Genomic DNA, 26,002 nt, shown 5'->3' with positions numbered 1-26,002 from the left:
GTGCTCGCGCATCGACTCCGGTGCTGGCGCACCGACTGCAGTCGGTGTGGCAGCGCAGATGTCGGTGTGTGGGCCTCAGGCGCTCGGGTGCAGCAGGTCCTCCAGGACCCGTCGTGGCGCGGTGACGTCGGTGCCGCGCCACGCCACCACGTCGTCGGGTCGCAGCAACAGGGCCTGCCCGGACGGCAGGAAGTCGGCGTCGAGGCGGTGCACGGGGAGCGGGGCGGCCGCGGCCCACGATTGCGGGTCGCCGGCCACGAGCAGCGCCCACCCGGGACCGGCGAGGTCGACCGTCGAGCGCGTGTGCGCCTCGTCCAGCCACCTGTGCGGCACCCGCGTCCCCACCCGGCCGGCCGGCGCGAACTCGTGGACCGGCTCGACGTCGTGCGCGTCGCCGGGGGAGCGGTGCAGGGCGCCGTCCCGGTACTGGTAGCCGCCCGCCGCCAGCACGAACGGGTGCGCGAGGTCCGCGGCGCCCGGGTCGGTCGCCCGCCGGGTGGACTGGTCCGCGGTGAACCAGCCGGCCGGCCTGCGTTCGGCGTCGTAGCTGTCCAGGAGTGCGGGCGCCGCGTCGCCGCGGAGCACGGCCGCGAGCTTCCAGCCGAGCTCGTGGACATCGGAGATTCCGGTGTTGGCGCCCATCGCCGCGAAGGGCGGCATCACGTGGGCCGCGTCGCCCGCGAGGTGCACCCGGCCCGCGGAGTAGCGGTCGGCCACGAGCATCTCCGCCTGCCACGGCAGCACGCTCAGCACCTCCAGGTCCGCGGCGGGTACGCCGAGAGCGGTGCGCAGGAAGGCGGGCCAGTCCCGATCGGTGCGCGTCCCCGCCGTCAGCAACACCCAGCGGGACCGCCCGTCGACGGAGGCGAGCGCGCCGGGGGCGTCCGGGTGCTCGATCCGGCAGAGGTTGAACTCGCGTCCGCGCACGACGTCGGCGAGGTCGGCGCGGAAGTAGACGCTCACGCTCGGATCCCCGATCGCGCCGCGTCCCGAGCGCCCGATCCCGAGCGCCGCGCGCACGCTGCTGCGCGCCCCGTCCGCGGCCACGAGGTGGCGCGCCCGCAGCGGGCGCCCCTGCAGGTCCGCCCGCACGCCGCTGCCGTCCTGGTCGAACCCGGTGAGGGCCGTGCCGAACCGGATGTCGGCGCCCGCGTCGGCGGCGGCGTCGCGGAGCACCGGTTCGAGTGCGTCCTGGGCGAGGAGGCAGGGCGGCTCCGGGCTCACGTCGACACCGTCGGCGCCGCCCGGCCGCCACAGGGGCTGCTGCTCGGCCTCGGCGAGGGTCCGCCCGAGCGCCATGTGGTCGTGGCCCGCCAGGTCGCGGGCGGCCTCGTGCACGGTCGGGGCGAGCCCGAGCTCGCGGAAGACCTCCATGCTCCGGACGTGGAAGCGGCGGGCCTTCGGCTGGGCCGAGGTCGTCGACCGCGTCTCGACGAGCGTGACGGCCGCGCCGTGGTGGCGCAGGACCAGCGCGGTGGTGAGCCCGACCAGCCCGCCGCCGACGACGAGCACGTCCGTCTCGCGTGTACGGTGTACATTCACAGTGTACGTTGTACACGCGCCGGTAGGATGCCGCAATGACCCCCCGACCCGGTGGCCTCGTGTGGTTCGACGAGCCGGATCCCCCGCGCGGAGAGCAGCTCAGCCGGGAGCGGATCGTGGCCGCCGCGATCGCGCTGGCCGACGCCGACCTCCGCGGCGAGGTGACGATGCGCGCGGTGGCAGCCCTGGTCGGCTCCCGCACCCCGATGTCGCTCTACCGCTACGTCGGCAGCAAGGAGGGCCTGACCGACCTCATGGTCGACGAGGTGTACGGCGAGATCTCGGTCCCGCCGGGCGGCTGGCGCGAGCGCCTGCACGGGCTCGGCACCTCCGGTTGGGAGGCCGTGCAGCGCCACCCGTGGTTCGCCCGGCTCGCGTTCAGCCGCCCGCCGCTGGGCCCCCACGCGCTCGCCGTCTACGACACCGCCCTCGCCGCGCTGGAGGAGTTCGACCTCGGCGCGGCGGAACGGATGGGCGCGATCAACACGGTCCTGGGTCACGTGTTCGGTTCCGGGCTCGCGCTGCTCGAGGAGCGGGCGATGCGCGAGCGGGCCGGGCTGCCCGGCGAGGCGGACCTCGCCGCGGCCGCCCGGCCCTACCTGCAGCGGATCACCGAGGAGGGGCGCCACCCGCACTTCATCCGCTGGGCCAACGACCCCGCCCACCTCGAACCGGCACCGCAGTCGTTCGAGCGGATCCTCGGCTGGCTGCTCGACGGGATCGCCGGCGAGATCACGCCATCGGCGCGATGTTCTGGTTGAGGTGGAAGAGGTTGTCCGGGTCGTAGGCGGCCTTGATGCGCCGCAACCGGTCGTAGTTGCGCCCGTAGTTCTGCGGCACGCGGCCCTCGTCCTCCGACAGCATGTTGACGTACCCCCCTTCCGTCCCGGCGTAGGGGTGGACCGCGTCGTAGTAGTCCCGGGCCCACCGGACGGCGCCCTCGTCCTCGGCCGGCGTGTCGTAGAACGCGCCGATGACCATCACGTACCGCGCGTCGCGGTGCCCGAAAGCCGTCTCCTCGGGACCGACCCGGGACGGGGCGCCGTTGATCGAGTAGAGGTGCATCGTCGAGGTGAGGGTCGGTGTCGGCGGCCCGTGCTGGGCGTGGGCCGCGATGGCCTCGTCGGGGAGGTCCCGGACGAAGTCGGCCTTCCAGTACTGGCGCATCCCCTTGTAGAACAGCCCGTCGAACGCCGAGTTGAGAGCGGGGTAGGGCATCGGGCCGACGTGTTCGGCCTTGACCTGCGCGGCGTCGCGGAACGGCTTGATCGCCTGCTCGCCCTGCTCCGGCCGGCCGCTCCAGCACGTGACGACCACGCAGAACATGTCCCCGTGCCGGTCCTGCGGGATGAACGGCAACGGCGGGGCCATCTGCCAGCCGAAGAACGCCCCGAGCTGCTCGGGTGCCTCCTGGATGTACTCGTCGTAGGCGCGCATCACCGCCGGTGCGTCCTCGACCTCGAACAGCATGGGGCCGCCGTAGATCGTCGCGACGTCGTGCAGGGCGAGCTCCATCGACGTGACGACGCCGAAGTTGCCCCCACCGCCGCGCAGCGCCCAGAGCAGGTCCTCGTTCTCGTGCTCGCTCGCGACGAGGATGCGACCGTCGGCGGTGACCACCTCGGCGCCGACGAGGTTGTCGCACGACAGCCCGCAGCCGCGGGCGAGGTACCCGACCCCGCCGCCCAGCGTCAGGCCGCTCACGCCGGTGGTCGAGATGATGCCCCCGGTGGTGGCGAGGCCGAAGGCGTGGGTGGCGTGGTTGAAGTCGCCCCACGTGGCGCCGCCGCCGGTGCGGGCGGTCCTCTTCAGCCGGTCCACGAACACGTTGTTGATCAGGGACAGGTCGAGCACGACGCCGCCGTCGCACGTCCCGTACCCGGGTGCGCTGTGCCCGCCGCCGCGCACCGCGAGATCCAGGCCTGCGTCGCGGGCGTAGTTCACGGTCGCGACGGCGTCGGCGGTCGCCGCGGCCCGGACGATGAGCGCGGGGCGCCGGTCGTGCACGCCGTTGTGGACGCGGCGGTGCTCGTCGTAGCCGTCGTCGTCCGGCTCGATCACGGGCCCGCGCACCTGTTCGCGCAGCTCGGCGATGGTGGTCATGTCCCCTCCTGCGGTCGGCTGGAGGCGAGACGATGCCCGACGGTGCGTTCCCGCAGCGTTCCCGATCAGCCGTTCCCGATCAGCCGTCCCCGATCAGCCGTCCCCGACCAGCCGGGCGGTCGCGGCGGCGCGGTCGCGCAACCACGGCGCGTCCGCGGCCACGGCCTCGTCGATCGCGCCGCGGGCGCTGCGCCGCGCGCCGGCCCGGTCGCCCGTGGCCGCCCGCAGCTCCGCGTCGATGCGGAGGAGCTCGGCGAGCAGGTAGCGCTGGCCGCTCGCGGTGGTGCGCGCCACGGCCTCGGCGACGACCGCCGACCCGGCGCGCGGGTCGCCTGCGCGCAGGTGGGCGCGGGCCAGCAGGCTCAGCCCGAGGGTCAGGTGCAGCGGCTGGTCCTGCCGGAGCCGGTCGGTGGCCCTGCGGATCACGTCGACGCCACCGAGGTCCCCGTCGAGGACGTCGCACCATCCCCGCAGGAACTGCGCGACGATCGCGAAGTAGCCGATGTGCATGGCGTGCGTGGCGGTGTCCAGCGCGTCGACGGCGGCGCGCAGGTCCCGTCCCCGGGGCTCGAGCGCGACGAGGATCGCGTCGAATGCGCGGACGTATCCCGTGGTCATGGGATCGTCCAGTTCCGCAGCGACCCGCAGGGCCTCCTGCATCGACGCGGCCGCGTCCGCCGGCCGGCCGCGGAAGAGCTGGGTGAGGGCCAGCCGGGACGAGCACACCCCCAGCGGGTCCTGGGCGTAGCGCGCCACGTGCAGCGGGGCGTCCTCGATGCGGTAGGAGCCGATGGCGGCCCGGAGGTGGTGCTCCGCGGCGGCGAACTCGCCCCGCCAGAAGGCGGTGACACCGAGCACGTACTCGCCTTCGGTGCGCGCGGTCGAGTCGGTGGCGTCCGCGGCGAGGAGCTCCCGGCCCTTCTCCTGCGCCCGGTCGAACGAGAGGGTGGCCACGGCGTGCAGCGCGAGGCCGCGCAGCACCGCGGGCCCCGGACGGCGGCCGAGCTTGCGGTGCAGGGTGAGCGCGCGCTCGTAGCAGCGCAGGGCCTCCGGCGCGCCGTAGCCGCGACGGGCCACCAGCGGCACCCCGAGCGCCGAGCGCAGCCGCAGCTCCACCTCGTCGCGGCCCGCGCCACGCGCCGACTCGTCGAGCAGCCGCAGCGCGCGCTCCAGCAGGTCGATGCAGTCGTCGAGGGCGAAGACCCGGTGGGCGTGGCGCGCCGCCTGCTCGTAGGCCGTGACGGCGCGGGAGGCGAGCCCCGCGCAGGTCCAGTGGATCGCGAGGCGGGCGCTGACCGGATCGAGGTCGGCCGCGTGGTGCAGCTCGACGGCCTCGGCGACCCGGCGGTGCAGCCGCCGCCTGCGGGCGGGGCTGATCAGCTGCAGCGCGACCTCGCGGAGGCGGTCGTGGCTGAAGTCGAACGCCTGGCCGCGCTCGCGGATGACGTGGTGCTGCCAGAGCTCGTCCAGGTCGCCGGTCAGCTCGTCCTCGCTCCGCCCGGCCGCGGTGGCGAGGACCGCCGTGGTGAACTCGCGGCCGATCGTCGCCGCGATCTCGGCGAGTGCCCGGGCTCCCGGCGAGAGGCGGTCCAGGCGGGCCGTGATCACGGCGTGCACGGTCGGTGTCAGCGCGACCCGCGCGGCCGGACCGGTGCCGAACCCGGCCCGCACGGCCTCGAGGACGAACAGCGGGTTGCCCTCGGTCTCCCGCCAGAGCCGGGCGACCGCGTCCGGACGCAGGCGCCGGCCGGCCTGGGTCGCCATCTCGGCGACCGCCACGGCGCCGAGGGGCCCGAGGGGGATCGTCGTGACGGCGCCGGCCGGGGCGAGGTGGCGGCGCAGGCGCGCCACGGCGTGCGCGCCCGCGTCGTCGTCGTCGCGTGCCGTGCCCGCCACCAGCAGCGGAGCCGACGGCGCGCAGCGGACGAGGTAGCCGCACAGGTCGATCGTGTCCGCGTCGCACCACTGCAGGTCGTCGACGACGAGCAGCAGGGGCCGGCCCGTGGCGAGGAGGCCGCGGCGGACGGCGTCGAGCAGGTGGTGGCGGCGACCGACGTCGGTGGCCGGTGGCCCGTCCGGCAGCTGCGGGTGCGCCGGACGGAGCTCGGGGAGCAACCGCGCGAGCTCGGCCAGCCAGACATCGCCGAGCGCGTCGAGGCCGGCCCGCACGGGCTCGGACCGCAGCCAGTCGACCACCGGGCCCCACGGCGGGCGACCACCGGCCTCGTAGGCCCGGCCGCCTGCCACCGCATGACCCTCCGCGGCCGCGCGCCGCGCCAACTCCTCGACGAGGCGCGACTTGCCGATGCCCGCCTCGCCGGTGACCAGCAGCAGGCGGGCGCTGCCCGCCGCGGCGACGCCCCACGTGTCGCGGACCGCCCGCCACTCGGCCGCTCGACCCACCAGGTCCGGTCCGGCGGGGGCCGTCGGGGCCGTCGCGCGCAGCCGCGCGGCGACCGCGGCCGTCGCGGGCTCCGGCGCGACGCCCAGCTCGCCGGCCAGCGTCTCGGCGAGGCGTTGGTACACGCGCAGCGCCTCGCTCCGCTCGCCGCGCCGAGCCAGTGTGCGCATCAGCAGCCGGCAGGTGGGCTCGTGCAGGGCGTCGATCCCGAGCAGCAGGCGCGAATAGGTCACGACGTCGGCGTCGCGGTGCTCGGCGTCGGCGTGGACCGCGAGCCCGGCGCAGGCGTCGACGGCCAGGAGACGCAGCCGCTCCCGCTCGGCGACCACCCACTCGTCGTCGCACGCCGGCAGCAGGTCACCGCCGTAGCAGCGCACCGCCGCCGCCGGGTCCCCGCCGGTGGCGGCGGCGTCGAACGCCAGGACGTCGAGCCACGCGGAGCGGTCGGCGCACCAGCGGACCGTGCGCGCGTCGGCGTCGACGACCGCGCCCGGTGCGGGGAGGGCGCGGCGGAGGTCGTGGAGCAGCTTGCGCAGGTTGGTCCGGGCCTGGGCGGCGGTCGAGTCCGGCCAGAGCTCGCCCGCCAGGCGGTCGCGGGGCACGCCCGCGTCCCGGGCGAGCGCCACCCGCGCGATCAGGCGCTGCATGCGCGGCGCGGTGAGCTCCGGCACCGTCCGCCCGTCGAGGGTGGCGCTCGCCTCGCCGAGGCAGCGGAGCACCAGGCGCGCGTGGCTGACGCCGGACGGGGTCCGGCGGCGGGTCGCGCGGGTGGCGTTCGGTGCGGGCACGGTGGTCCTCGGCGGTGGGCGGGTGGCTGGCGGTCAAGTGCACCGCTGAACCGGCGGACGGGCAACGGCCGTTCGGCGCAGCGGCCGAGGGCGTCAACTCAGGTTGACGGATGCGAAGTGTCAACGTAGGTTGACGGCATGAGCGATGCCACGAAGGTCGCGGCGGCGGCGTCCAGCAGGGACCCGGCCGTCGGGTTGGCGGCGGTGGCGTCCCTGCGGGGACTGCTGGAGTCGCTGGAGGAGCTGCAGGTCTCGAACGCGCGGTCCCAGGGCTGGTCCTGGCAACAGATCGCGGAAGCGCTGCACGTGAGCCGCCAGGCCGTGCACAAGAAGTACCGCCGGTACGGGTTCTGAGGGGGACGAAGATGTTCGAACGGTTCACCGGCGAGGCCCGCAAGGTCGTCGTCGATGCCCAGGAAGAGGCGCGGACGCGGGCGGCGGACGAGATCCGCACCGAGCACCTGCTCGCCGCGATCTACATGGTGCGGGACGACCTGGCGCTCGCCGTGCTCGACGAGCTCGGCGTCGACGAGGCCGACGTGCTGCGCGACATCGACCGGCTCCGCCCCGGCACGGCCCCGGCGCTCGACGCCGATGCGCTGTCCGCGATCGGGATCGACCTCGACGAGGTGCGCCGCCAGGTCGAGGAGGCGTTCGGACCGGGCGCGCTCGACCGCACGCGGGCCGCCGCAGGCGGGAGTCCAGGTCGCCTCCTCGGCCACATCCCCTTCGAGGGCCAGGCAAAGAAGGCGCTCGAGCTCGCGCTGCGCGAGGCGGTCCACCTGCGGCACGACCGCATCGGCGCCGCGCACATCCTGCTCGGGCTGATCCACACCGAGGGCGGGGCCGCCCACCACGTCCTGGCCGCGCGAGGGGTGCGGCTGGAACCGGCCCGCGCGATCGTGGAGCGGCTGGTGCGCAACCGGAAGGCCGGCTGACACCGCGACACCCCCGCACCCAGGCCCCGACTCGCGGGAGTGGGGCGACCCACCCCGCGAGTCGGGGCGCACCTCCCGCGAGTTGGGGTGTGGGCGTGGGCATGTCGCGGTCGGAGGGGTATCGCGGCCGGGGTCGGGGCTGCTGGGAGCATCCGTGCGTGCGGATCGACGTGGTCACCATCTTCCCCGGCTACCTGACCCCGTTGCGCGAGGCGCTGCTGGGGCGGGCGATCGCGGGCGGGCTCGTCGACCTGGACGTGCACGACCTGCGGGACTGGACCCACGACGTCCACCAGGCCGTGGACGATGCGCCCTACGGCGGCGGCCCCGGCATGGTGATGCGCCCGCAGGTGTGGGGCGAGGCCCTCGACGCGGTGCTCGCCCGGGACCGGCGGGCGCCGCGGATCGTCGTCCCCACGCCCGCGGGGCGGCCGTTCACCCAGGCCACCGCGCAGGAGTGGGCCGGCGAGGAGCGGCTGCTGTTCGCGTGCGGGCGCTACGAGGGCATCGACCAGCGCGTCGTCGACGACGCACGCGGCCGCGGCCTCCCGGTCGACGAGGTGAGCATCGGCGACTACGTGCTCGTCGGCGGCGAGGCGGCCGTGCTGGTCATGGTGGAGGCCGTCGTGCGGCTGCTGCCCGGCGTGCTCGGCAACCCGGCCTCTGCGGAGCAGGACTCGTTCTCCGACGGGCTCCTGGAGGGCCCGGCCTACACCCGGCCCGAGACGTGGCGCGGCCTCGCCGTCCCGCAGGTGCTGCGCAGCGGCAACCACGCGGCGATCGCCCGGTGGCGACGCGACCGTGCCCTGGAACGCACCGCGCTGCGACGGCCCGACCTGCTCGCCGCCCTGCCCGAGGGCGCCCTCGACAAGGCCGACCTGGCCTTCCTCGCGTCACTGCAGGACGGGTGATTTCACCGGCCGATCCCGCGTCTGGCATCATGGACTGGTTGCCCGCGCCCGACGGGCCCTGCCCGGCGCCTCGAGGCTCAACGGTACGAACGGCGCCCCTGCACGACCGCTATCACCGAGGACGGATCTTCGCGATGAACACCCTGGACGCACTGGACGCACAGCTGCTGCGCTCCGACATCCCCGCTTTCCGGCCGGGCGACACGCTCAAGGTGCACGTGAAGGTCATCGAGGGCAGCCGCTCCCGCATCCAGGTCTTCCAGGGCGTCGTCATCCGGCGCCAGGGGGCCGGGGCCCGCGAGACCTTCACCGTTCGCAAGGTCTCGTTCGGTGTCGGCGTCGAGCGCACCTTCCCGGTGCACTCCCCGAACATCGACAAGATCGAGCTGTTCACCCGCGGCGACGTGCGCCGCGCCAAGCTCTACTACCTGCGTGATCTGCGCGGCAAGGCCGCGAAGATCAAGGAGAAGCGCGAGACCCCGTCCGCGTCCTGACCGCGCTACAGCGGTTGCCGTAGCCTCGTGGGCGTGGCCCTCCCCGAGCTCCCCGACGACCGTCGGGTGCCCCCTCGGTTCGAGCCCGGCGAGGGTCGCCACCCCTACCCACCGGCGGGACGCTCCGGTCCGCGGCCGGGGGCTCCGAACGGGATGCCTCCCGGCGGGCCGGTCGGTGGTGCACGCCCGCTGAACGGCGCGCCGCCACCGGGACCGAACGGTGCTCACCCGGCGCCGCAGCTCGGGTCCGGGCGCCCCGATCCCGCTGACGACGAGCCCACCATCGTCCACGGTGACCTGCTGGGCGATGCGGAGGCACCGGGGCGGCACCGCCGTCGTGCGGGCGCGTCCCCGGAGGGGCGGCCGGCGTCGGAGTACCGCGAGCAGGTGGAGGCGAGTGGCCGCAAGGTCCGCCCCGGCCGGCGGCGGCGCCCCACGTTCTGGAAAGAACTGCCGATCCTCATCGTCACGGCGCTGGTGCTCACGTTCCTGATCCAGACGTTCCTCGCGAAGGTCTACGTGATCCCGTCCGGGTCGATGGAGACCACGCTGCACGGCTGCACCGGGTGCAACAACGACCGCGTGCTCGTCGACAAGATCACCTACCGGTTCACCGACCCCGCTCCGGGTGACGTCGTGGTGTTCCGCGGCCCGGAGAGCTGGAGCAGCGAGGTCGACGTCGCGGAGCCGGGCAACGCCGTGGTGCAGGGCCTGCAGCTGTTCGGGTCCCTGATCGGGCTCGCCCCGCCGGACGAGAAGGACTTCGTCAAGCGGATCATCGCCGTCGGCGGCCAGACCGTGCAGTGCTGCGACGCGCGCGGCCAGGTCATGGTGGACGGCGAACAGCTCGACGAGCCCTACGTCTACTACCTCCCCGAGGCCGGCCCGCCCAAGCAGGCACCGTTCGGGCCCGTCACGGTCCCCGAGGGGCACCTGTGGATGATGGGCGACAGCCGCAACAACTCGGCCGACTCGCGGGTGCCCGACCACGGCGCCGTGCCGGTGGAGAACGTCATCGGGCTGGCCCGGCTGGTCGTGCTGCCGTTCGACCGGTTCGGGTGGATCGCGGCGGACGACCCGCAGTCCACGGCCGTCGGCATGGGTGCGGGGGCCGGCGCTCCGATCGCCCTCGGGTTGGTCGGCACGCTGCCGCCGGCCGTGGCCCGCCGTCGCCGGCAGGCGGCAGACCCGGAGTTCCTCCCGCACCGGCGACCCTGAGCGCGTGCCTCCCGGACACCTGGCGGACACTGCTTCCCGATGGCCGCACGACCCGTAGCCCGCAGGCGCCCGCGCCGCCTTGTGCGCCCCACCCTGCCGCCCGAACTGCGCCCGACCCGCGCCGTGGTGCGCCGGTCGGGCAGCTGGACCCTGCAGAGCACCCTGCACCGGCACGGTCTGGGGCCGGTCGCGGGCGTCGACGAGGCCGGGCGGGGCGCATGCGCCGGCCCGCTGGTGGTGGCCGCCTGCGTCCTGCGGCCGGGCGACGCCAAGCGGCTGGAGGGGCTGACCGACTCCAAGCTGCTCACGGCGGCGGCGCGCGAGGAGTACTACGCGCTGATCACCCGCCGTGCGCAGGATGCGGCCGTGGTCGTCATCCCGCCCGAGGAGGTCGACCGCCGCGGTGTGCACGTGGCGAACATCGAGGGGATGCGCCGGGCCGTCGCCGGGTTGAGCGACCGGCCGGGCTACGTCCTGACCGACGGGTTCGCGGTACGGGGGTTCGGCAGCCCCGCGCTGGCGGTGCAGAAGGGCGACCAGGTCGCGGCGTGCGTGGCGGCCGCGTCGGTGTTGGCGAAGGTCACCCGGGACCGGATCATGGTTGGGCTCGACGCGGAGTTCCCCGAGTACGGTTTCGCCGAGCACAAGGGCTACTGCACGCCGGTGCACGACGAGGCCATGCTCGTGCACGGCCCGAGCCGGGTGCACCGCTACTCGTTCGTCAACGTCCGCGCGGCCCGCGACGGGCTGCGGCCGCCCGCCGCGCCGTCGGACGAGGAGATCCTGGACCAGATGGGGGACGACACCATCGAGTCGGGGCTCGCCGAGGACCTCGCGGAGGGTCTGGTCCACAATGGGGCGCTCGTCGTCGGGACGTCCGACGGTGTCGGAGGAGGGGTAGCACCGTGAGCGCCGAGGATCTCGAGAAGTACGAGACCGAGATGGAGCTCACGCTCTACAAGGAGTACCGGGACATCGTCGCCCAGTTCTCCTACGTCGTGGAGACGGAGCGTCGCTTCTACCTGGCCAACTCGGTCGACGTTGCCGCGCGCAACGCCGACGGGGAGATCTATTTCGAGGTGCGGATGTCCGACGCGTGGGTGTGGGACATGTACCGGCCCGCGCGGTTCGTGAAGAACGTCCGGGTACTGACGTTCAAGGACGTCAACGTGGAGGAGCTGGACAAGCCGGACCTGCGGCTCCCGGAGGGCGACCAGTTCGGCCCGTAGGCCTGCGACGGTTCCGCGTCGGCCGGGGCGAGTTGTCCACCTCGCCTCCCGGCTGTCCACAGTTCTCCGATCGGGCTGTCCCGCGCCGCCCACCTGGCCGATCGTTGTCGGTATGGCAGCGAAGGACGAGCTCGGGCGCCGCGGTGAGGACCTCGCGGCGAAGTACCTCGAGCAGCAGGGACTGGTGGTCCTGTCCCGCAATTGGCGGTGCCGCCACGGCGAGCTCGACCTGGTCGCCACCGATTCCGCCCGGCTGGTCGTGTGCGAGGTCAAGACGCGCTCGAGCACGCGGTTCGGGGCGCCGGCCGAAGCGGTCGACCGGCGCAAGGCGGCCCGCATCCGGCTGATCACCCAGGCCTGGCTCGCGGCACACCGGGTCCGCTGGTGCGAGATCCGGTTCGACGTGCTCGCCGTGGTGGCCGAGCCCGGCGCGCCGGTCGCGGTCCAGCACTACGAGGCGGCGTTCTGATGCCGCTCGCACGCGCGCATTCGGTGGCCCTGCTCGGCGTCGACGGGCACGTGGTCGAGATCGAGGCCGACGTCGGGGACGGGCTGCCGGGGTTCCACCTGGTCGGCTTGCCCGACGCCGCGTTGCACGAGTCGAAGGACCGCGTCCGCGCGGCCATCGTCAACAGCGATCAGAAATGGCCCAACCAGCGGATCGTGCTGGCTCTCTCACCGGCCACGTTGCGCAAGGCGGGCAGCGCATTCGACTTGGCGCTCGCCTGTGCCGTGCTCGGCGCGAAGGAGGTCCTGCCGCAGGCCGCGCTCGATCGCACCGTCCTGCTCGGGGAGCTGGCGCTCGACGGCAGGCTGCGGCCCGTCCGCGGCGTGCTGCCGTGCCTGCTCGCGGCGCGCGCGGCCGGGATGGAGCGGGCCGTGGTGCCCGAGTCCGCACTGACCGAGGCCGCCCTCGTGGAGGGCATCGAGGTGCACGGGGCGGCCGGCCTCGACGCGGTGCTGGCGTTCCTGCAGCACGGCCACGCCCTGCACAGGCCGGGTCCGGTCGTCCACGACGAGGTGGTGCAGCCGCTCGACCTCGCCGACGTCGTGGGCCAGGACGACGCGCGGCACGCCATGGAGATCGCCGCGGCCGGCGGTCACCACGTGCTGCTGGTGGGGCCGCCGGGCACCGGGAAGACCATGCTCGCGCAGCGCTTCGTCGGTCTGCTGCCGCGGCTGGGTGCGGAGGAGGCGCTCGCGCTCGCGGCCGTCCGGTCGGTCGCGGGTCGGCTGCCCGGAGGCGACGCGCTGAGCACGGTCCCGCCTTTCGTGGCGCCCCACCACTCCAGCTCGATGGCCGCGCTCGTGGGCGGGGGCAGCGGGCTCGCCCGGCCCGGCGCGGTGTCGCTGGCCCACCTCGGCGTCCTGTTCATGGACGAGGCGCCGGAGTGGGGAGCGGCCATGCTCGATGCCCTGCGCACCCCGCTGGAGGAGGGCGAGGTGCGGCTGGCCCGGGCCGAGGGCACCGTTGCCTACCCGGCGCGGTTCCAGCTCGTGCTGGCGGCCAACCCGTGCCCCTGCGCGCCGGCACACGACCGCGACTGCGTCTGCCCGTCGCTGGTGCGGCGGCGCTACCTGGGCCGGCTGTCGGGTCCGCTGCTCGACCGCGTCGACCTGCGCGCCCGGATGTTCCCGGTCACGGCGCTCTCCGCGGCGTCCGGAGAGGGCGAGGACACCGCCACGGTCCGGGCCCGCGTGCATGCCGCCCGGGCTGCCGCCGCGCAGCGCTGGTCGGCGTTCGGCTGGCGCACCAACGCGGAGGTGCCGGGTCCGGTCCTGCGCACGCGGTTCGCGCTGCCCCGGCCGGTCGTGCGCCCGCTCGACGCCGGGCTGCGCGCGGGGGAGCTCACCGCGCGGGGGGCCGATCGCGCGCTGCGGGTGGCCTGGACCTTGGCCGACCTGGGCGGGCGCGATCGGCCCGACGAGGACCTGATCGAGACCGCGCTGTACTTCCGGGACCGGAGGGCGGCATGAACGTGCGGCTCCTGCGCGCGCGGGCGTACCTGTCCCGGGTCGCCGAGCCGCCCGCCCCCGCGCTGGCCGAGCTCGTGGCCGAGGTGGGGCCCGTGGAGGCGGCGGAGTGGGTGCACGCCGGCCGGGTCGGTGAGCAGGTGGCGGGGGAGACCGGGGTGCGCCGGGCGGTGCACCGCGAGGACGCGGATCTCGCGGCCGCCGCCGCGGCCGGGGCGCGCTTGCTAGTTCCGGAGCACGACGAGTGGCCCGCCGATGCGTTCGAGGCCTTCGATGCGGCCGGGGTGGCGGAGCTGGCGCCGCCGCTCGCGCTCTGGGTGCGCGGGAGCGGCGTGCTCCGCACGCTCAGCGGGCGGGCGGTGGCCGTCGTGGGGGCGCGCGCGGCCACGAGCTACGGCCTCCACGTGGCGGGCGAGCTGGGCGCCGGGCTCGCCGACCGTGGTTACACGGTCGTCTCCGGTGCCGCCATCGGTGTCGACGGCGCCGCGCACCGGGGTGCCCTCGCCGTCGATGGGCCCACCACGGCGGTGCTCGCCTGCGGCGTCGAGCGCCCCTATCCCGCGTCGCACCAGCTGCTCCTGGAGCGGATCGCCGCCGGTGGGCTCGTCGTGAGCGAGTACCCACCGGGCAGCGTGCCTGCGCGGCACCGCTTCCTCGTGCGCAACCGGATCATCGCGGGCCTCGCCGGGGGCACCGTGGTCGTCGAGGCGGCGCTGCGCAGCGGTGCGCAACGCACCGCCTCCGACGCCGCCTCGCTCGGCCGGCCGGTGATGGCCGTGCCCGGTGCGGTCACATCGGGCCTGTCGGCCGGCTGTCACCGTCTCGTCCGGGACGGTGCGCTGCTGGTCACGCGCACCGAGGAGGTGCTGGAGGCAGTGGCGCCGATGGGGGTGCACCTCGCCGAGCCGCTGGAGGCCGGAGCCGCCCGCGTCACCGACGGGCTCGACGCGGCGGCCGCCCGCGTCCACGACGCGCTGCCGGCGCGCGTCGCCCGCGATTCGCGCTGGCTCGCGCTCGAGTCCGGGGTGCCGATCGGCGCGGTGCGGTCGGCCCTCGTCGCGCTGGAGCGCCGGGGGCTCGTGGAGCATCGGGACGGCCGCTGGCGCCGCTGCCCCGCAGCGCAGGCGGCCTCGACACGCGCGGCCGGTGCTTGACCACGGGTCCGGGTGCGCGCACGGTCGGGCGATGTCGCCCTCGCTGGAGATCGCGCCCGAGCCGGCGGCAGCACTGGACGCGTTCCTGAGGCACCTGGCGCTGGAGCAGGGTCGCTCGGCGCACACCGTGCGGGCTTACCGCAGCGATCTCGCGGGTCTGCTCGCGGGCGTCGGCCACCTGCACGAGGTCGATCTGCCCCTGCTGCGCCGCTGGTTGGCCGCCGGGCACGCGGCGGGGCTCGGCCGGGCCACGCTGGCCCGGCGCGCGGCGGCCGCCCGCACCTTCAGCGCGTGGGCGCACCGCACCGGACGGCTGCCCTCCGACTCCGGTGCGCGGCTCGTGTCACCCCGACCACGGCACGCGGTCCCCGAGGTCCCCACCGCCGAGGAGGCCGCCGCCGTGCTCCACGCCGCCGGCAGCGGGGCGGCGGAGGACGAACCGGTGGCACTGCGCGACCTGCTGGTGCTGGAGATGCTCTACGCCACCGGGGTGCGCGTCGCCGAGCTGTGCGCCCTCGACCTGGACGACGTCGACGGTGAACGGCGCGCGCTGCGGGTCGTCGGGAAGGGCGACCGGGAGCGCACCGTCGTCTACGGTGTCCCCGCCTCCGACGCGCTGCGACGGTGGCTGGCGCGGGGCCGCGGGGCGCTGGCGCGGCCCGGATCGCCGCGCGCGCTGCTGCTCGGTGTGCGGGGCGGCAGGCTCGACACGCGGGTCGCGCGCGGGATCGTGCACGGGGCGCTGTCCGCGGTGCCCGGCGCGCCGGATGTGGGGCCCCATGGCCTGCGCCACGCTGCGGCAACGCACATGCTCGAGGGCGGCGCGGACCTCCGTTACGTACAGGAGTTACTCGGTCACGCTAAGCTAGCAACCACTCAGCTCTACACGCAGGTGACGGTCGAGCGGCTGAAGGTGGTTCATGAGCAGGCGCACCCGAGGGCATAACGTCGTACAGGCCCCTTCGGCGCAGCTCAGAGCGCTACCCGGCCCGGTCGTGCAGGTGGCGGTGCGGCCGGCCGCCCCGGCATCGGTCGACGAGCTGTGGGAGGAGTTCCTGGCCGAGCCCAGCCGTGCGTTGCGTGACCGTCTCGTCGTGCACTACTCGCCGCTCCTGCGGGCCGTCGCGCACCGGCTGGGGAGCGCGTTGCCCTCCTACGTCGAGGTCGGTGACCTGGTGCAGTGCGGGGTCTTCGGCCTGATCGATGCCATCGAGCGCTTCGACCCCGAGCGCTGCCCCCGCTTCGAGAGCTACGCGGTCCCGCGCATCCGCGGAGCGATCATCGACGAGCTGCGCGCGCAGGACTGGGTGCCGCGCACCGTCCGGGGGCGGGCCCGCGAGCTGGACCGTGCGCAGGAACGCCTCGAGGCGCGCCTGCTGCGGGCGCCCACCGACGGTGAGCTCGCCGCGGAGGTCGGCGTCGGCGTCCACGAGCTGCGTTCGGGCAGCCGCCAGGTGCAGCTGATCAGCGTGGAGGCGCTGGACGAGAACAGCAGTGGCGTGTCGGAGGTGCTGGCCGACGAGGCCGCCCCTGACCCGATGACCGTCGTGCAGACCACCGAGACCCTGCGCCAGCTCGCCCAGGCGGTCGCGCAGCTGGGTGAGCGCGACCGGGCCGTGGTGCGGCTGTACTACCTCGAGAACCGCACGCTCGCCGAGATCGGCCGGCTGCTCGGCGTGACCGAGTCGCGGGTCTGCCAGCTGCACACCCGGCTGGTCGGGCGCCTGCGCGGGCGGCTCGAGGAACTGGCGGCCGGCTGAGCCACCGCCTCACGGCAGGACACCCGCGACGAGCGCGACCGCGGGCCACGGCGTCGGCACCGGCAGCAACCGCACGTGCGGCGGGCGCAGCAGCACGAGCGGGTCGAGGTAGTCCAGCCGCCCGCGCCGCACACCCCAGTGGAGGCAGGTGGCGGGCGCGCAGCCGGGATGGCCGGGTTCGAGCCGCCCGAGGACGTCGCCCGCCCGCACGACGGCGCCCGCGGCCACGAGCGGGCGCACCGGCTCGTAGGTCGTGCGCAGCCCGTCGTCGTGCTGGACGGACACCACGGCGCGACCGGCCACCGGCCCGGCGAACACCACGGTGCCCGCGCGGGCGGCGAGCACGGCCTGCCCGGCGGCGCCGGTGAGGTCGGCGCCGCGGTGCCCCGGCCCGTACCGGTGCCCGGGAGCCCGGAAGGGCGCGGCGACCTCGGGCGGTGGCAGCAGCGGCCACGCATAGCGTGCGCCCGGGGCGGGCACTCCCGCACCGGGCGGGCCCGCGGGCGGCGCCTGCCCGGGCGCGGGGGCCTGCGTGGCCCCGGTCCCGGTGGCGGCGAGGAGGGCCACGACGGCGAGCCGCACGAGGAGGACGGCTCCGCGCCGCACCCGTCCGTCCACGCCCGCAGCCTCTCCCGTCCGGACGCGCCGTGGTGCCCGTGCCCGTCGCCTGTGGACGGCGCCGCGCCGAGGTGGACGGCCGCGGGATGCGGCGTCGGGGCGACCGGGCCCGCGGCGTACACTCGACCTGCACCTCGACTGGGTCGGGGTGACTTCGCGCGTGCGCGCACCCGCCTCGAGCGGGAGCGGTGGACGGGCGGTCCCGGGCCTCCCGGGTCCGGCCACCGGCGCCACGCCAGGGCGGTGCCGCCGACCGGCGCTCCGCGAAACCGCATGCGGGACCGCACAGCGGTCGCGCCCGACGAGAGGGTGAGTACCGGCCGTGGCCGTCGTCACCATGAAGCAGTTGCTGGATTCCGGCGTGCACTTCGGGCACCAGACCCGGCGCTGGAACCCGAAGATGAAGCGCTACATCCTCACCGAGCGCAACGGCATCTACATCATCGACCTGCAGCAGACCCTGTCGTACATCGACCGGGCCTACGAGTTCGTCCGCGAGACCGTCGCCCACGGCGGCACGGTCATGTTCGTCGGCACGAAGAAGCAGGCGCAGGAGGCCATCGCCGACGAGGCGGGCCGGGTCAACATGCCGTATGTCAACCAGCGCTGGCTGGGCGGCATGCTCACCAACTTCCAGACCGTGCACAAGCGCCTTCAGCGGATGAAGGAGCTCGAGTCGATGGAGCAGACGGGGGGCTTCGAGGGTCGCACCAAGAAGGAGATCCTCATGCTGACCCGCGAGAAGACCAAGCTCGAGAAGACCCTCGGCGGCATCCGCGACATGACCAAGGTGCCGAGCGCGGTGTGGATCGTGGACACCAAGAAGGAGCACATCGCCGTCGGCGAGGCCCGCAAGCTGGGCATCCCGGTGGTCTCCATCCTGGACACCAACTGCGACCCCGACGAGGTCGACTTCCCGATCCCGGGCAACGACGACGCGATCCGCTCGGCCGCGCTGCTCACCAAGGTGATCGCGCGTGCTGCCGCCGACGGCCTCATGGCGCGTTCGGCGCGGGCCCGCGGCGGCGACGCGGAGGACAAGCCGGAGGCGGGCGTCGGCACCGACGAGCCGCTGGCCGAGTGGGAGCAGAACCTGCTCACCGAGGGTGCCGGGTCCGACGGCGCCAGCCTCACCGCCGCCGGCCAGGCCGCGGAGTCGCCCAGCCCGGCCGTCGAGGCCGCACCGGCCTCCACCAGCAACGGCACGCAGCAGACCGCGAGCTGATCGCTGCCGCCGCAGGGCCGGGCGCACCGGCCCTGCGGCGGAGCCCGACCTCCGCCCCGCCCACGAGAAACGGACGAAAAGGCACCATCATGGCGAACTACACCGCCGCCGACATCAAGAACCTCCGGGAGCTCACCGGCGCCGGGATGATGGACTGCAAGAAGGCGCTCGAGGCGTCGGACGGCAACATCGAGGAGGCTGTCGAGGCGCTGCGCGAGAAGAGCGCGAAGTCGGTCGACAAGCGTACCGAGCGCACCACGACCAACGGTCTGGTCGCAGCATCCGGTGGCACGATGATCGAGCTCAACAGCGAGACCGACTTCGTGGCGAAGAGCCCCGACTTCCAGAAGCTCGCCGACGCCGTCCTGCAGGTGGCGCTCGAGCAGAAGCCCGCAGACCTGGAGGCGCTGAAGGCCGCGCCGCTCGACGGCGGCACGGTGGCCGACGCGGTGCAGTCGCTCGCCGGCCGGATCGGCGAGAAGCTCCAGATCAAGCAGTACGTGCACATCGACGGGCCGGTGGTCCTCTACCTGCACCGCCGCTCCACCGACCTGCCGCCGGCGATCGGCACGCTCGTCGCGTACGACGGTTCGGATGTCGACGCCGCGCGCAGCGTGGCGATGCACATCGCCGCCGCGGGGCCGCAGTTCACCACCCGCGAGGAGGTGCCGGCGGAGGTGCTCGACGCCACGCGCCGGGAGGCGGAGGTCGCGGCCAAGGAAGAGGGCAAGCCGGAGGCGATCGTTCCGCGCATCGTCGAGGGCAAGGTCAAGAAGTTCTACAGCGACTCGGTCCTGCTCGAGCAGGTCTCGGTGCTCGACGAGTCCAAGAAGACGGTGAAGCAGCTCCTCGACGAGGCGGGCATCACCGTCACGCGGTTCGCCCGCTTCGAGGTCGGCCACGCCTGATCGGCGCGACACCCACGACTGACGGGACACGATGACCTCACCACGGATCGGCTTCGACGGCTCCGGCCCCGGCTTCCGCCGCGTACTGCTCAAGCTCGGCGGCGAGATGTTCGGCGGCGGGGCGGTCGGGGTCGATCCGGGGGTGGTCGAGACCATCGCCCGCCAGATCGCCGAGGTCGTCGCCACCGGCGCGCAGGTCGCCGTGGTGATCGGCGGGGGCAACTTCTTCCGCGGTTCGGAGCTGCAGCAGCGCGGCATGGACCGCGCCCGCGCGGATTACATCGGGATGCTCGGCACCGTCATGAACTGCCTCGCGCTGCAGGACTTCCTCGAGCGCGAGCACCACGTCGACACCCGCGTCCAGACCGCCATCACGATGGGGCAGGTCGCGGAGGCCTACATCCCCCGCCGCGCGATCCGGCACCTGGAGAAGGGCCGCGTCGTGATCTTCGGCGCCGGCGTCGGCATGCCGTACTTCTCCACCGACACCGCAGGGGCGCAGCGGGCGTTGGAGATCGGGGCCGAGGTCGTGCTGATGGCGAAGGGCGTCGACGGGGTCTTCACCGCCGACCCCAAGATCGATCCCGACGCCAAGCTGTACGACGAGATCACCCACCGCGAGGTGCTGGAGCAGGGGTTGAAGGTGGCCGATGCCACCGCGTTCAGCCTCTGCATGGACAACAAGATGCCGATCATCGTGTTCAACCTGCTCGCGGAGGGCAACATCGCCCGCGCCGTGCGGGGTGAGAGGATCGGCACCCTGGTCAGCACCCCGGGCTGGGAACATGGATCTGGGCAGGAAGGCAGGGACAGGCCGTGATCGACGAGACGCTCTTCGACGCCGAGGAGAAGATGGAGAAGGCGGTCGCCGTCGCCAAGGACGACCTGGCCTCCGTGCGCACCGGGCGCGCAACGCCCAACATGTTCTCCCGCGTGGCGGTCGAGTACTACGGCGCGATGACCCCGATCAACCAGCTCGCGTCCATCAACGTGCCCGAGGCGCGGATGGCTGTCATCAAGCCCTACGACGCGAGCCAGCTCAAGGCGCTGGAGACCGCGATCCGCAACTCCGACCTCGGGCTCAACCCGAGCAACGACGGGCAGATCATCCGCATCGTCATCCCGCAGCTGTCCGAGGAGCGGCGCCGCGAGATGGTGAAGCTGGCGCGCGCCAAGGGTGAGGACGCGCGCGTCACCATCCGCAGCATCCGCCGCAAGGCGATGGACGAGCTGCACCGCATCGTCCGTGACGGCGAGGCGGGTGAGGACGAGGTCGGGCGCGCCGAGAAGGAACTGCAGAGCGCCACCGACCGCTACGTCCACCAGGTCGACGACCTGGTGAAGCACAAGGAAACCGAGCTGCTCGAAGTCTGACGGTGACCGCCTCGTCCTCCCCGCACGCCGCGGCGATGGTGCCCCCTCCGGCCCGCCGCCCGTCTCGTGCCGGGCGCGATCTGGCCGCGGCGATCGCCGTCGGCGTGGGGCTGGGTGTCGTCATCCTGTCGTCGTTGCTGATCGAGAGGCACTTCTTCGTCGGCGTGCTGGCGATCTCCACCGCCGTCGCCACGTGGGAGCTCGCCGGTGCCCTGCGCCGCGGTGCCGGGATCGCGGTGCCGCTGCCGATCCTGCTCCTCGGCGGCCAGGCGATGATCTGGTCGTCCTGGCCGTTCGGCTTGTACGGTCTCGGGGCCGCGTTCGCCCTCACCGCGCTCGCGGTGCTGCTGTGGCGGATGCGCGCGGGAGCCGCGCACTACGTCCGGGACGTCACCGCAGGCCTGTTCACGGCCACGTACGTCCCGTTGTTCTGCTCGTTCGCGGTGCTGATGCTCGTGGCCGACGACGGGCTCGGTCGGGTGCTCACGTTCATGCTGTGCGGCGTGGCTTCGGACGTCGGTGGCTACGCGGCGGGCGTCCTGTTGGGCCGGCACCCGATGGCGCCGACGATCAGCCCGAAGAAGTCGTGGGAGGGCTTCGGCGGGTCGCAGCTGGTCGGCATGGTCGCGGGGGCGTTGTGCGTGCACTTCCTGCTCGGCGGCGCGTGGTGGGCGGGTGCGCTCACGGGCGCCCTGCTGGTCACCTGCGCCACGCTGGGCGACCTGATCGAGTCGATGGTCAAGCGCGACCTCGGCATCAAGGACATGAGCACGCTGCTGCCCGGCCACGGGGGCCTGCTGGACCGGCTGGATTCGCTGCTGCCCACCGCGGTGGTCGCGTGGGCCCTGCTCAGCATCATCGTCCCGTGATCGACGCGTTCCGCCGCGTCGTGGCGGCCGAGCCGGACCCGGCGATCCCCAGCCCCAACATCTGGAAGTGGCCCGACGTCTACGAGCGCGAGAACCGTGCGCAGGACGCCGAGGGTGCGATCTGGGCCGCGTTGCGCGAGGTCGTGCCGTGGGATGGGCTCGACGTGCTGGACGTGGGCTGCGGCGACGGCTTCCACCTGCCGGTGTTCGCGGCCGGTGCGGCGTCGGTCACCGGGGTGGAGCCGCATGCGCCGCTCGTCGAGCGGGCCCGCGCGCGGGTGGACGGGCAGGCGCGGGTGTTCCGGGGCGGGGCCGCCGCCCTGCCGCTGCCGGACGCCAGCGCGGATCTGGTGCACGCGCGCACCGCGTACTTCTTCGGCCCGGGGTGCGAGCCGGGGCTGGCGGAGGCGCAGCGCGTGCTGCGCCCCGGTGGTGCGCTCGCGATCGTCGACCTGGACGCCACCGCGCCGCCGTACGGCCGCTGGATGCGCGCGGATCTGCCACGCTACGACCCCGCCCGCGTGGAGGCCTTCTTCGAGCGGGCGGGCTTCTCGATGCGCCGGGTGCCCACGATCTGGCGCTTCCCGGACCGGGCCACGCTCGAGGCCGTGCTGCGGATCGAGTTCTCCCGCGGTGTGGCGGAGCGGGCCATCGCCGAGACCACCGGGGTCGAGTTCCCGGTGCGCTACCGCCTGCACGTGCGGCGCAAGGACCCGATCACGCCAGAGTGATCTCGCCGTTCGTCACGGTGATGTCGCGGCTCTCGAGCGGTGCCTCCGCCGGACCCTGCAGCACGCTGCCGTCCAGGCCGAACGTGCTGCCGTGGCACGGGCACACGATGCTGGTGCCCTCCACCGACGACACCGCGCAGCCCTGGTGCGGGCATGCCGTGGAGAACGCCGCATAGCTGCCCGCGCTGGGCTGGGAGACCACCACCCCGGCGGCGTCGAAGATCTGGGCGCTGCCCACCGGGACGTCGGCGGCCGGGCCGACCGGCGTGCCCGCGCTCGCGTCGGCGGGCGCTGCGGGCGGCGGCGCGGTGGAGCAGCCGGTCACGAGCAGGCCGGCCCCGACGGCGGCGGCACCGGCGCCGGTCACGACGGTGCGACGGGTCAGGGGAGCGGGCTCGGCCATCGGGGACTCCTCGTGGTGGTGGGCGGGAGCGGGGGATCTTCGCAGACCCTCGCAGAACCGGCGTGGGGCGGGCGTGGGGATCGGGCGGGACGCTTCTCGCTACCGTGGAGGACATGCGCGCGACCCGGGTGCCCTACCTCGAGCCGATCGTCGGCGCGGTGTGGTGGACGGTCGGTGCCGCCGCCCTGGACGGCGGCCCGGGCACCGTCGTGCTCGCCGCGGGCCTCGGGCTCACCGCCCTGCTGGTGATGGCCCTGCGCGGCCGGCACGGCGCGGGCGAGCCCCTCCCGCACCGCGGACGGGGCCGCTTCCTGCGGCTGCTGGGCATCACCGCGGCGCTGGTCGCGGTCGCAGGCACGGTGCTGAGCAGCCTGTCGTGGGGCGAGCTCGCGGTCCCGGCGGCGGCGGCCCTCGTGGGTGCCGCGCTGATGATGCTGTCCTCGCAGCTGGACGAGCGATCGCTGGTCGCGCTCGGCGGTGCGCTGATGGTGCTCGGTGCGGCGGGCGCGTTGCTCGCGCTCGACTCGGCGGGAAAGCTCTACCCGCAGGGTCTCGTCGGGCTCGTCGCAGGTGCGTTGTTCTGGCTGACGAGCGCGCATCGCACCGGATTGCTGGCCGAGGCGCGCCACCGCGTCCGCCGCTGACCACCGCACGAGGCCACCGGTCCGCTACGCGAGGATCTCGACGTACCCGTTCGTGCCGTCCACGCGGATCCGCTGCCGGTCCCGGATCAGCCGGGTGGCGCCCTCGACACCCACGACGGCCGGCAGGCCGTACTCCCTGGCGACCACGGCACCGTGGGTCATCATGGCGCCCACTTCCGTCACCAGGGCCTCGATCGTGACGAAGACGGGCGACCAGCTGGGGTCGGTGAAGGCCGTGACGAGGATGTCGCCCGGTTCGAGATCGGCCTCGGACATGTCCAGGACGACGCGGGCGCGCCCCTCGACGGTTCCCCGGGACACCGCCAGCCCGACCAGGGCGTCGGTGGGGATGCCGTCGCGCCGGTAGGCCCCGGCGAGGGCCTCGCCGTCCGAGGTGAGCACGCGGGGAGGTGTCAGCGCCTGGTACCCGACGAACGCCTCCTCGCGTTCGCGGATCAGCTGATCGTCGACCTGCCTGGTACGGACGACGTCGTGCAGCTCGTCGAACCGGAGGAAGAGGATGTCCTGCCGGTCGCGGAGCACACCGTCGCGCACGAGGCGCTCGGCCTCGCCCCACAGGGCCGCCTTGTAGAGGGCGTAGCGGCTGACCATGGAGAACTTGGGGTACTCCCGGTACCCGATGAAGGTCCTGAGGCGATCGATCATCGCCGTGGTCTCGTCGGCTTTCCGTTCCCCGTCGGGCAGCGTGCGCAGGCGTTCCAGCAGCTCCTGCTGCTTCTCCCGCGCGACCTGCCGGCCTCGTGCGAAACGCCGTGGGCCGGCGCCGGGTCCGAAGTTCTCGACGTGTCCGAGGATCAGGGGGACGAGGGCGGCGGGGCGCTCGCTCCACCGCGGCCTGCCGATGTCGATCTCCCCGACGCAGCGCATGCCGTAGCTGTCGAGATAGGCGCGCAGCGCGTCGTGCGCCTCGCGGCCGCCCGGCACCGCGGGCAGACCGTCCAGGTCGTCGTCCTCGACGCCGCGCAGGAAGGCCACCACCTCCGGATGCGGGCGGATCACGTCGGCCACGTCCAGGAGGGCGAGCCCCATCTCCGACGTGACGTTGTGCGGCACGGACTGCGTGAGCGCGTCGGTCGCGTCCTCCTCGCCCAGCCAGGCGCGCATGTGCTCGCCCAGCCACCACGCGGCGTCCATCGCCGTGGTGAACACGCGGTGGCTGCGCGGGTCGAACAGCAGCCGCCTCAGCTCCTTGAAGTCCTCCACGATGAAGTCGAGCAGGTCCGGGCCCTGATGGGCCCGGATGTCGCGTGCGAGCGCGGCGAGGGATGCCCGGCCGGCCGAGATCAGCTCCTCGACGAGCGCCGGGTCGGCGTCGAGCGGCGTCGGCGCGCCACCTGCGGGCGGCACGTCGGCCTCCGCGCCCGACGGTGCCGGGACGACGTCGCCGCGGTCGATGACCGTCTGCAGCGCGTCCCGGGTCAGCGGGTCGGACCGGCCCACGGCGTCCAGGAAGCCGTCGCGGCCAGGCGATGCCAGGATCGGGGTGACGTCGACGAACAGCCTCCCGCCGGCCTCGGACATGGGCCGCGGCGTGGTCATCTGCCACACGGACAGGCCCAGTGGCGTCATCGCGTCGGTCATCATCTGCTGGTGACCGACCGAGAGGTAGACGTGGCCGTCCCCGTCGTCGGCCACCGGCGCGGGGAACAGCGTCGTGATCGGCCGGCTCTGGACGATCCGGAACTCGCCGTCGACCAGGCACCACTCGATGTCCTGCGGACAGCCGAAGTGCGCCTCGATCCGCCGTCCCAGGGCCGCGAGGCGCACCGCCTGCGCGTCGGTCAGCGCCGGCCGACGCTGCTGCTCCTCCTCGACCGGCTGCTCCCGCGTGCCGCCACCGGGGGCGGCGCGGACGGCCCGGTCCTTGACCGCGACCGTCCGGTCGACGACGGCACCGTCGCGCACCGTGTAGCTGTCCGCGTTCACCAGCCCGGAGACCAGCGCCTCTCCGAGGCCGAGCACGGCCTCCACGCTCGTGACCTTCCGGTTCGACGTCACGGGGTCGGCCGTGAACAGGACGCCCGACGCGTCCGGCGTCACCATCTGCTGCACGACCACGGCCATGCGGGCCGTGCGGTGGTCGACCCCGTGGCGCAGGCGGTAGGTCACCGCCCGTTCGGTGAACAGCGAGGCCCAGCACGACCTGACGTGATCGAGGACCGCCTCAGGACCCACGACGTTCAGGTACGTGTCCTGCTGGCCCGCGAAGGAGGCGGTGGGCAGGTCCTCGGCCGTCGCACTGGATCGCACGGCGTACGCGGCGCTCTCGCCCACGCGGGCGAGCGATCGCGTGATCACCGTTGCCAGATCATCGGGGAGGGGGAACCCGCCGATGGCATCGCGGATCTCCGCGCTGATCGCACCGATCGCGTCCCGGTCGTCGGGGTCGAGGTCCGACAGCCGTTCGAGGCGATCCTCGAGGGACGGTAACCCCGCCAGGACCCGACCGAACGCCTCGGTCGTCACGCAGAAGCCTGCCGGCACGTGGACGCCCGCGATCCGCGAGAGCTCTCCCAGGTGCGCGCCCTTGCCGCCGACGCCTGCGATCCGGCTCCGATCGATCTCCTCGAACTCCAGCACGAGGCGACCGAGCGGGACGGTCGTCGCCACACCGCTGTCGACATCCACCACTGCTTCTCCCGTTCACGACGAATGTGGCCGCCACGATTCCCGTTTTCGCAGGTCCCGTCGCCGGAC

The 26,002-nt window shown here is 74.1% G+C and carries 26 protein-coding genes; 20 read left to right on the top strand and 6 right to left on the bottom strand.

The window, feature by feature from the left end; translation table 11 throughout:
* Window positions 1–75: 75 nt before the first annotated feature.
* Entirely contained in the window at window positions 76–1,542 is a 1,467-nt protein-coding gene (locus CFP66_RS30720; protein ID WP_094928716.1) for an FAD-dependent monooxygenase, read from the bottom strand.
* Between the two features lie 35 nt (window positions 1,543–1,577).
* On the opposite strand from CFP66_RS30720, the gene CFP66_RS30715 reads away from it, so the two are divergent.
* On the top strand, window positions 1,578–2,303 hold the full coding sequence (locus CFP66_RS30715; RefSeq protein WP_094928715.1) for a TetR/AcrR family transcriptional regulator C-terminal domain-containing protein: 726 nt from the start codon (window positions 1,578–1,580) through the stop codon (window positions 2,301–2,303).
* Here the strand turns inward: CFP66_RS30715 and CFP66_RS30710 are convergent.
* The gene (locus CFP66_RS30710; protein WP_094928714.1) at window positions 2,275–3,645 is read right to left on the bottom strand and encodes an FAD-binding oxidoreductase; all 1,371 of its coding nucleotides are present in this window, start codon (window positions 3,643–3,645) and stop codon (window positions 2,275–2,277) included. The two genes, CFP66_RS30715 and CFP66_RS30710, sit on opposite strands and share 29 nt — an antisense overlap.
* Window positions 3,646–3,738: 93 nt before the next feature.
* The gene (locus tag CFP66_RS30705; protein WP_094928713.1) at window positions 3,739–6,834 is read right to left on the bottom strand and encodes an AAA family ATPase; all 3,096 of its coding nucleotides are present in this window, start codon (window positions 6,832–6,834) and stop codon (window positions 3,739–3,741) included.
* A 138-nt stretch (window positions 6,835–6,972) separates the two neighbouring features.
* On the opposite strand from CFP66_RS30705, the gene CFP66_RS30700 reads away from it, so the two are divergent.
* From CFP66_RS30700 to CFP66_RS30645, 12 genes are all read left to right on the top strand, one after another.
* The gene (locus CFP66_RS30700; protein ID WP_094928712.1) at window positions 6,973–7,188 is read left to right on the top strand and encodes a helix-turn-helix domain-containing protein; all 216 of its coding nucleotides are present in this window, start codon (window positions 6,973–6,975) and stop codon (window positions 7,186–7,188) included.
* An 11-nt stretch (window positions 7,189–7,199) separates the two neighbouring features.
* Window positions 7,200–7,772 carry a Clp protease N-terminal domain-containing protein gene (locus CFP66_RS30695; RefSeq protein ID WP_094928711.1) on the top strand — a complete coding sequence of 191 codons (573 nt, stop codon included), beginning with the start codon at window positions 7,200–7,202 and terminating at the stop codon, window positions 7,770–7,772.
* 158 nt (window positions 7,773–7,930) lie between these two features.
* Window positions 7,931–8,683, top strand: a complete 753-nt coding sequence (gene trmD / locus CFP66_RS30690; RefSeq protein ID WP_094928710.1) for a tRNA (guanosine(37)-N1)-methyltransferase TrmD — start codon at window positions 7,931–7,933, stop codon at window positions 8,681–8,683.
* Between the two features lie 134 nt (window positions 8,684–8,817).
* Complete coding sequence (rplS, locus tag CFP66_RS30685; RefSeq protein ID WP_094928709.1) at window positions 8,818–9,177, top strand: 50S ribosomal protein L19; 360 nt, start codon at window positions 8,818–8,820, stop codon at window positions 9,175–9,177.
* 300 nt (window positions 9,178–9,477) lie between these two features.
* Window positions 9,478–10,395 carry a signal peptidase I gene (gene lepB, locus CFP66_RS30680; protein ID WP_369805214.1) on the top strand — a complete coding sequence of 306 codons (918 nt, stop codon included), beginning with the start codon at window positions 9,478–9,480 and terminating at the stop codon, window positions 10,393–10,395.
* Window positions 10,396–10,434: 39 nt separating this feature from the next.
* The gene (locus tag CFP66_RS30675) at window positions 10,435–11,304 is read left to right on the top strand and encodes a ribonuclease HII (RefSeq protein WP_094928708.1); all 870 of its coding nucleotides are present in this window, start codon (window positions 10,435–10,437) and stop codon (window positions 11,302–11,304) included.
* Complete coding sequence (locus CFP66_RS30670; RefSeq protein WP_094928707.1) at window positions 11,301–11,624, top strand: DUF2469 domain-containing protein; 324 nt, start codon at window positions 11,301–11,303, stop codon at window positions 11,622–11,624. The genes CFP66_RS30675 and CFP66_RS30670 overlap by 4 nt, the downstream gene beginning before the upstream one ends.
* Before the next feature lie 112 nt (window positions 11,625–11,736).
* Window positions 11,737–12,093: a YraN family protein gene (locus CFP66_RS30665; RefSeq protein WP_094928706.1), complete on the top strand. Its 357-nt coding sequence runs from the start codon at window positions 11,737–11,739 to the stop codon at window positions 12,091–12,093.
* Window positions 12,093–13,601: a YifB family Mg chelatase-like AAA ATPase gene (locus CFP66_RS30660; RefSeq protein ID WP_094928705.1), complete on the top strand. Its 1,509-nt coding sequence runs from the start codon at window positions 12,093–12,095 to the stop codon at window positions 13,599–13,601. The genes CFP66_RS30665 and CFP66_RS30660 overlap by 1 nt, the downstream gene beginning before the upstream one ends.
* Entirely contained in the window at window positions 13,598–14,752 is a 1,155-nt protein-coding gene (gene dprA, locus CFP66_RS30655; protein WP_094928704.1) for a DNA-processing protein DprA, read from the top strand. The genes CFP66_RS30660 and dprA overlap by 4 nt, the downstream gene beginning before the upstream one ends.
* Before the next feature lie 31 nt (window positions 14,753–14,783).
* Entirely contained in the window at window positions 14,784–15,698 is a 915-nt protein-coding gene (locus CFP66_RS30650; RefSeq protein ID WP_094928703.1) for a tyrosine-type recombinase/integrase, read from the top strand.
* On the top strand, window positions 15,673–16,512 hold the full coding sequence (locus CFP66_RS30645; protein ID WP_094928702.1) for a FliA/WhiG family RNA polymerase sigma factor: 840 nt from the start codon (window positions 15,673–15,675) through the stop codon (window positions 16,510–16,512). The genes CFP66_RS30650 and CFP66_RS30645 overlap by 26 nt, the downstream gene beginning before the upstream one ends.
* Window positions 16,513–16,521: 9 nt before the next feature.
* Here the strand turns inward: CFP66_RS30645 and CFP66_RS49400 are convergent, their stop codons facing one another.
* The gene (locus tag CFP66_RS49400) at window positions 16,522–17,130 is read right to left on the bottom strand and encodes a M23 family metallopeptidase (RefSeq protein ID WP_233159849.1); all 609 of its coding nucleotides are present in this window, start codon (window positions 17,128–17,130) and stop codon (window positions 16,522–16,524) included.
* A gap of 322 nt (window positions 17,131–17,452) precedes the next feature.
* Here CFP66_RS49400 and rpsB point away from each other — a divergent pair, with 322 nt between their 5' ends.
* The 6 genes from rpsB (at window position 17,453) to CFP66_RS30610 (ending at window position 22,237) form a co-directional block, all read left to right on the top strand.
* Window positions 17,453–18,355 (top strand): 30S ribosomal protein S2, encoded by a 903-nt coding sequence (gene rpsB / locus CFP66_RS30635; RefSeq protein ID WP_094928700.1) that lies wholly within the window; start codon window positions 17,453–17,455, stop codon window positions 18,353–18,355.
* An 89-nt stretch (window positions 18,356–18,444) separates the two neighbouring features.
* Window positions 18,445–19,263 (top strand): translation elongation factor Ts, encoded by an 819-nt coding sequence (gene tsf, locus CFP66_RS30630; RefSeq protein WP_094928699.1) that lies wholly within the window; start codon window positions 18,445–18,447, stop codon window positions 19,261–19,263.
* 31 nt (window positions 19,264–19,294) lie between these two features.
* Window positions 19,295–20,083, top strand: a complete 789-nt coding sequence (pyrH, locus tag CFP66_RS30625) for a UMP kinase (protein ID WP_094928698.1) — start codon at window positions 19,295–19,297, stop codon at window positions 20,081–20,083.
* Window positions 20,080–20,637: a ribosome recycling factor gene (gene frr / locus CFP66_RS30620; RefSeq protein WP_094928697.1), complete on the top strand. Its 558-nt coding sequence runs from the start codon at window positions 20,080–20,082 to the stop codon at window positions 20,635–20,637. The genes pyrH and frr overlap by 4 nt, the downstream gene beginning before the upstream one ends.
* A gap of 35 nt (window positions 20,638–20,672) precedes the next feature.
* Window positions 20,673–21,506 (top strand): phosphatidate cytidylyltransferase, encoded by an 834-nt coding sequence (locus tag CFP66_RS30615; protein ID WP_094928813.1) that lies wholly within the window; start codon window positions 20,673–20,675, stop codon window positions 21,504–21,506.
* Entirely contained in the window at window positions 21,503–22,237 is a 735-nt protein-coding gene (locus tag CFP66_RS30610; RefSeq protein WP_233159848.1) for a class I SAM-dependent methyltransferase, read from the top strand. Before CFP66_RS30615 ends, CFP66_RS30610 begins: the two co-directional genes overlap by 4 nt.
* Here CFP66_RS30610 and CFP66_RS30605 read toward each other — a convergent pair.
* Window positions 22,224–22,640, bottom strand: coding sequence for a ubiquinol-cytochrome c reductase iron-sulfur subunit (locus tag CFP66_RS30605; protein ID WP_094928696.1), 417 nt, complete (start codon window positions 22,638–22,640; stop codon window positions 22,224–22,226). The genes CFP66_RS30610 and CFP66_RS30605 overlap by 14 nt on opposite strands.
* Window positions 22,641–22,753: 113 nt before the next feature.
* Between CFP66_RS30605 and CFP66_RS30600 the strand changes: the two genes are divergently transcribed.
* On the top strand, window positions 22,754–23,284 hold the full coding sequence (locus CFP66_RS30600) for a hypothetical protein (RefSeq protein WP_094928695.1): 531 nt from the start codon (window positions 22,754–22,756) through the stop codon (window positions 23,282–23,284).
* Window positions 23,285–23,308: 24 nt separating this feature from the next.
* Here the strand turns inward: CFP66_RS30600 and rph are convergent, their stop codons facing one another.
* Entirely contained in the window at window positions 23,309–25,933 is a 2,625-nt protein-coding gene (gene rph / locus CFP66_RS30595; protein ID WP_233159847.1) for a rifamycin-inactivating phosphotransferase, read from the bottom strand.
* Window positions 25,934–26,002 lie beyond the last annotated feature (69 nt).

The organism is Pseudonocardia sp. MH-G8 (genome assembly GCF_002262885.1).
Lineage (GTDB): Bacteria > Actinomycetota > Actinomycetes > Mycobacteriales > Pseudonocardiaceae > Pseudonocardia.
This window is presented reverse-complemented; position numbering and strand designations above follow the sequence as displayed.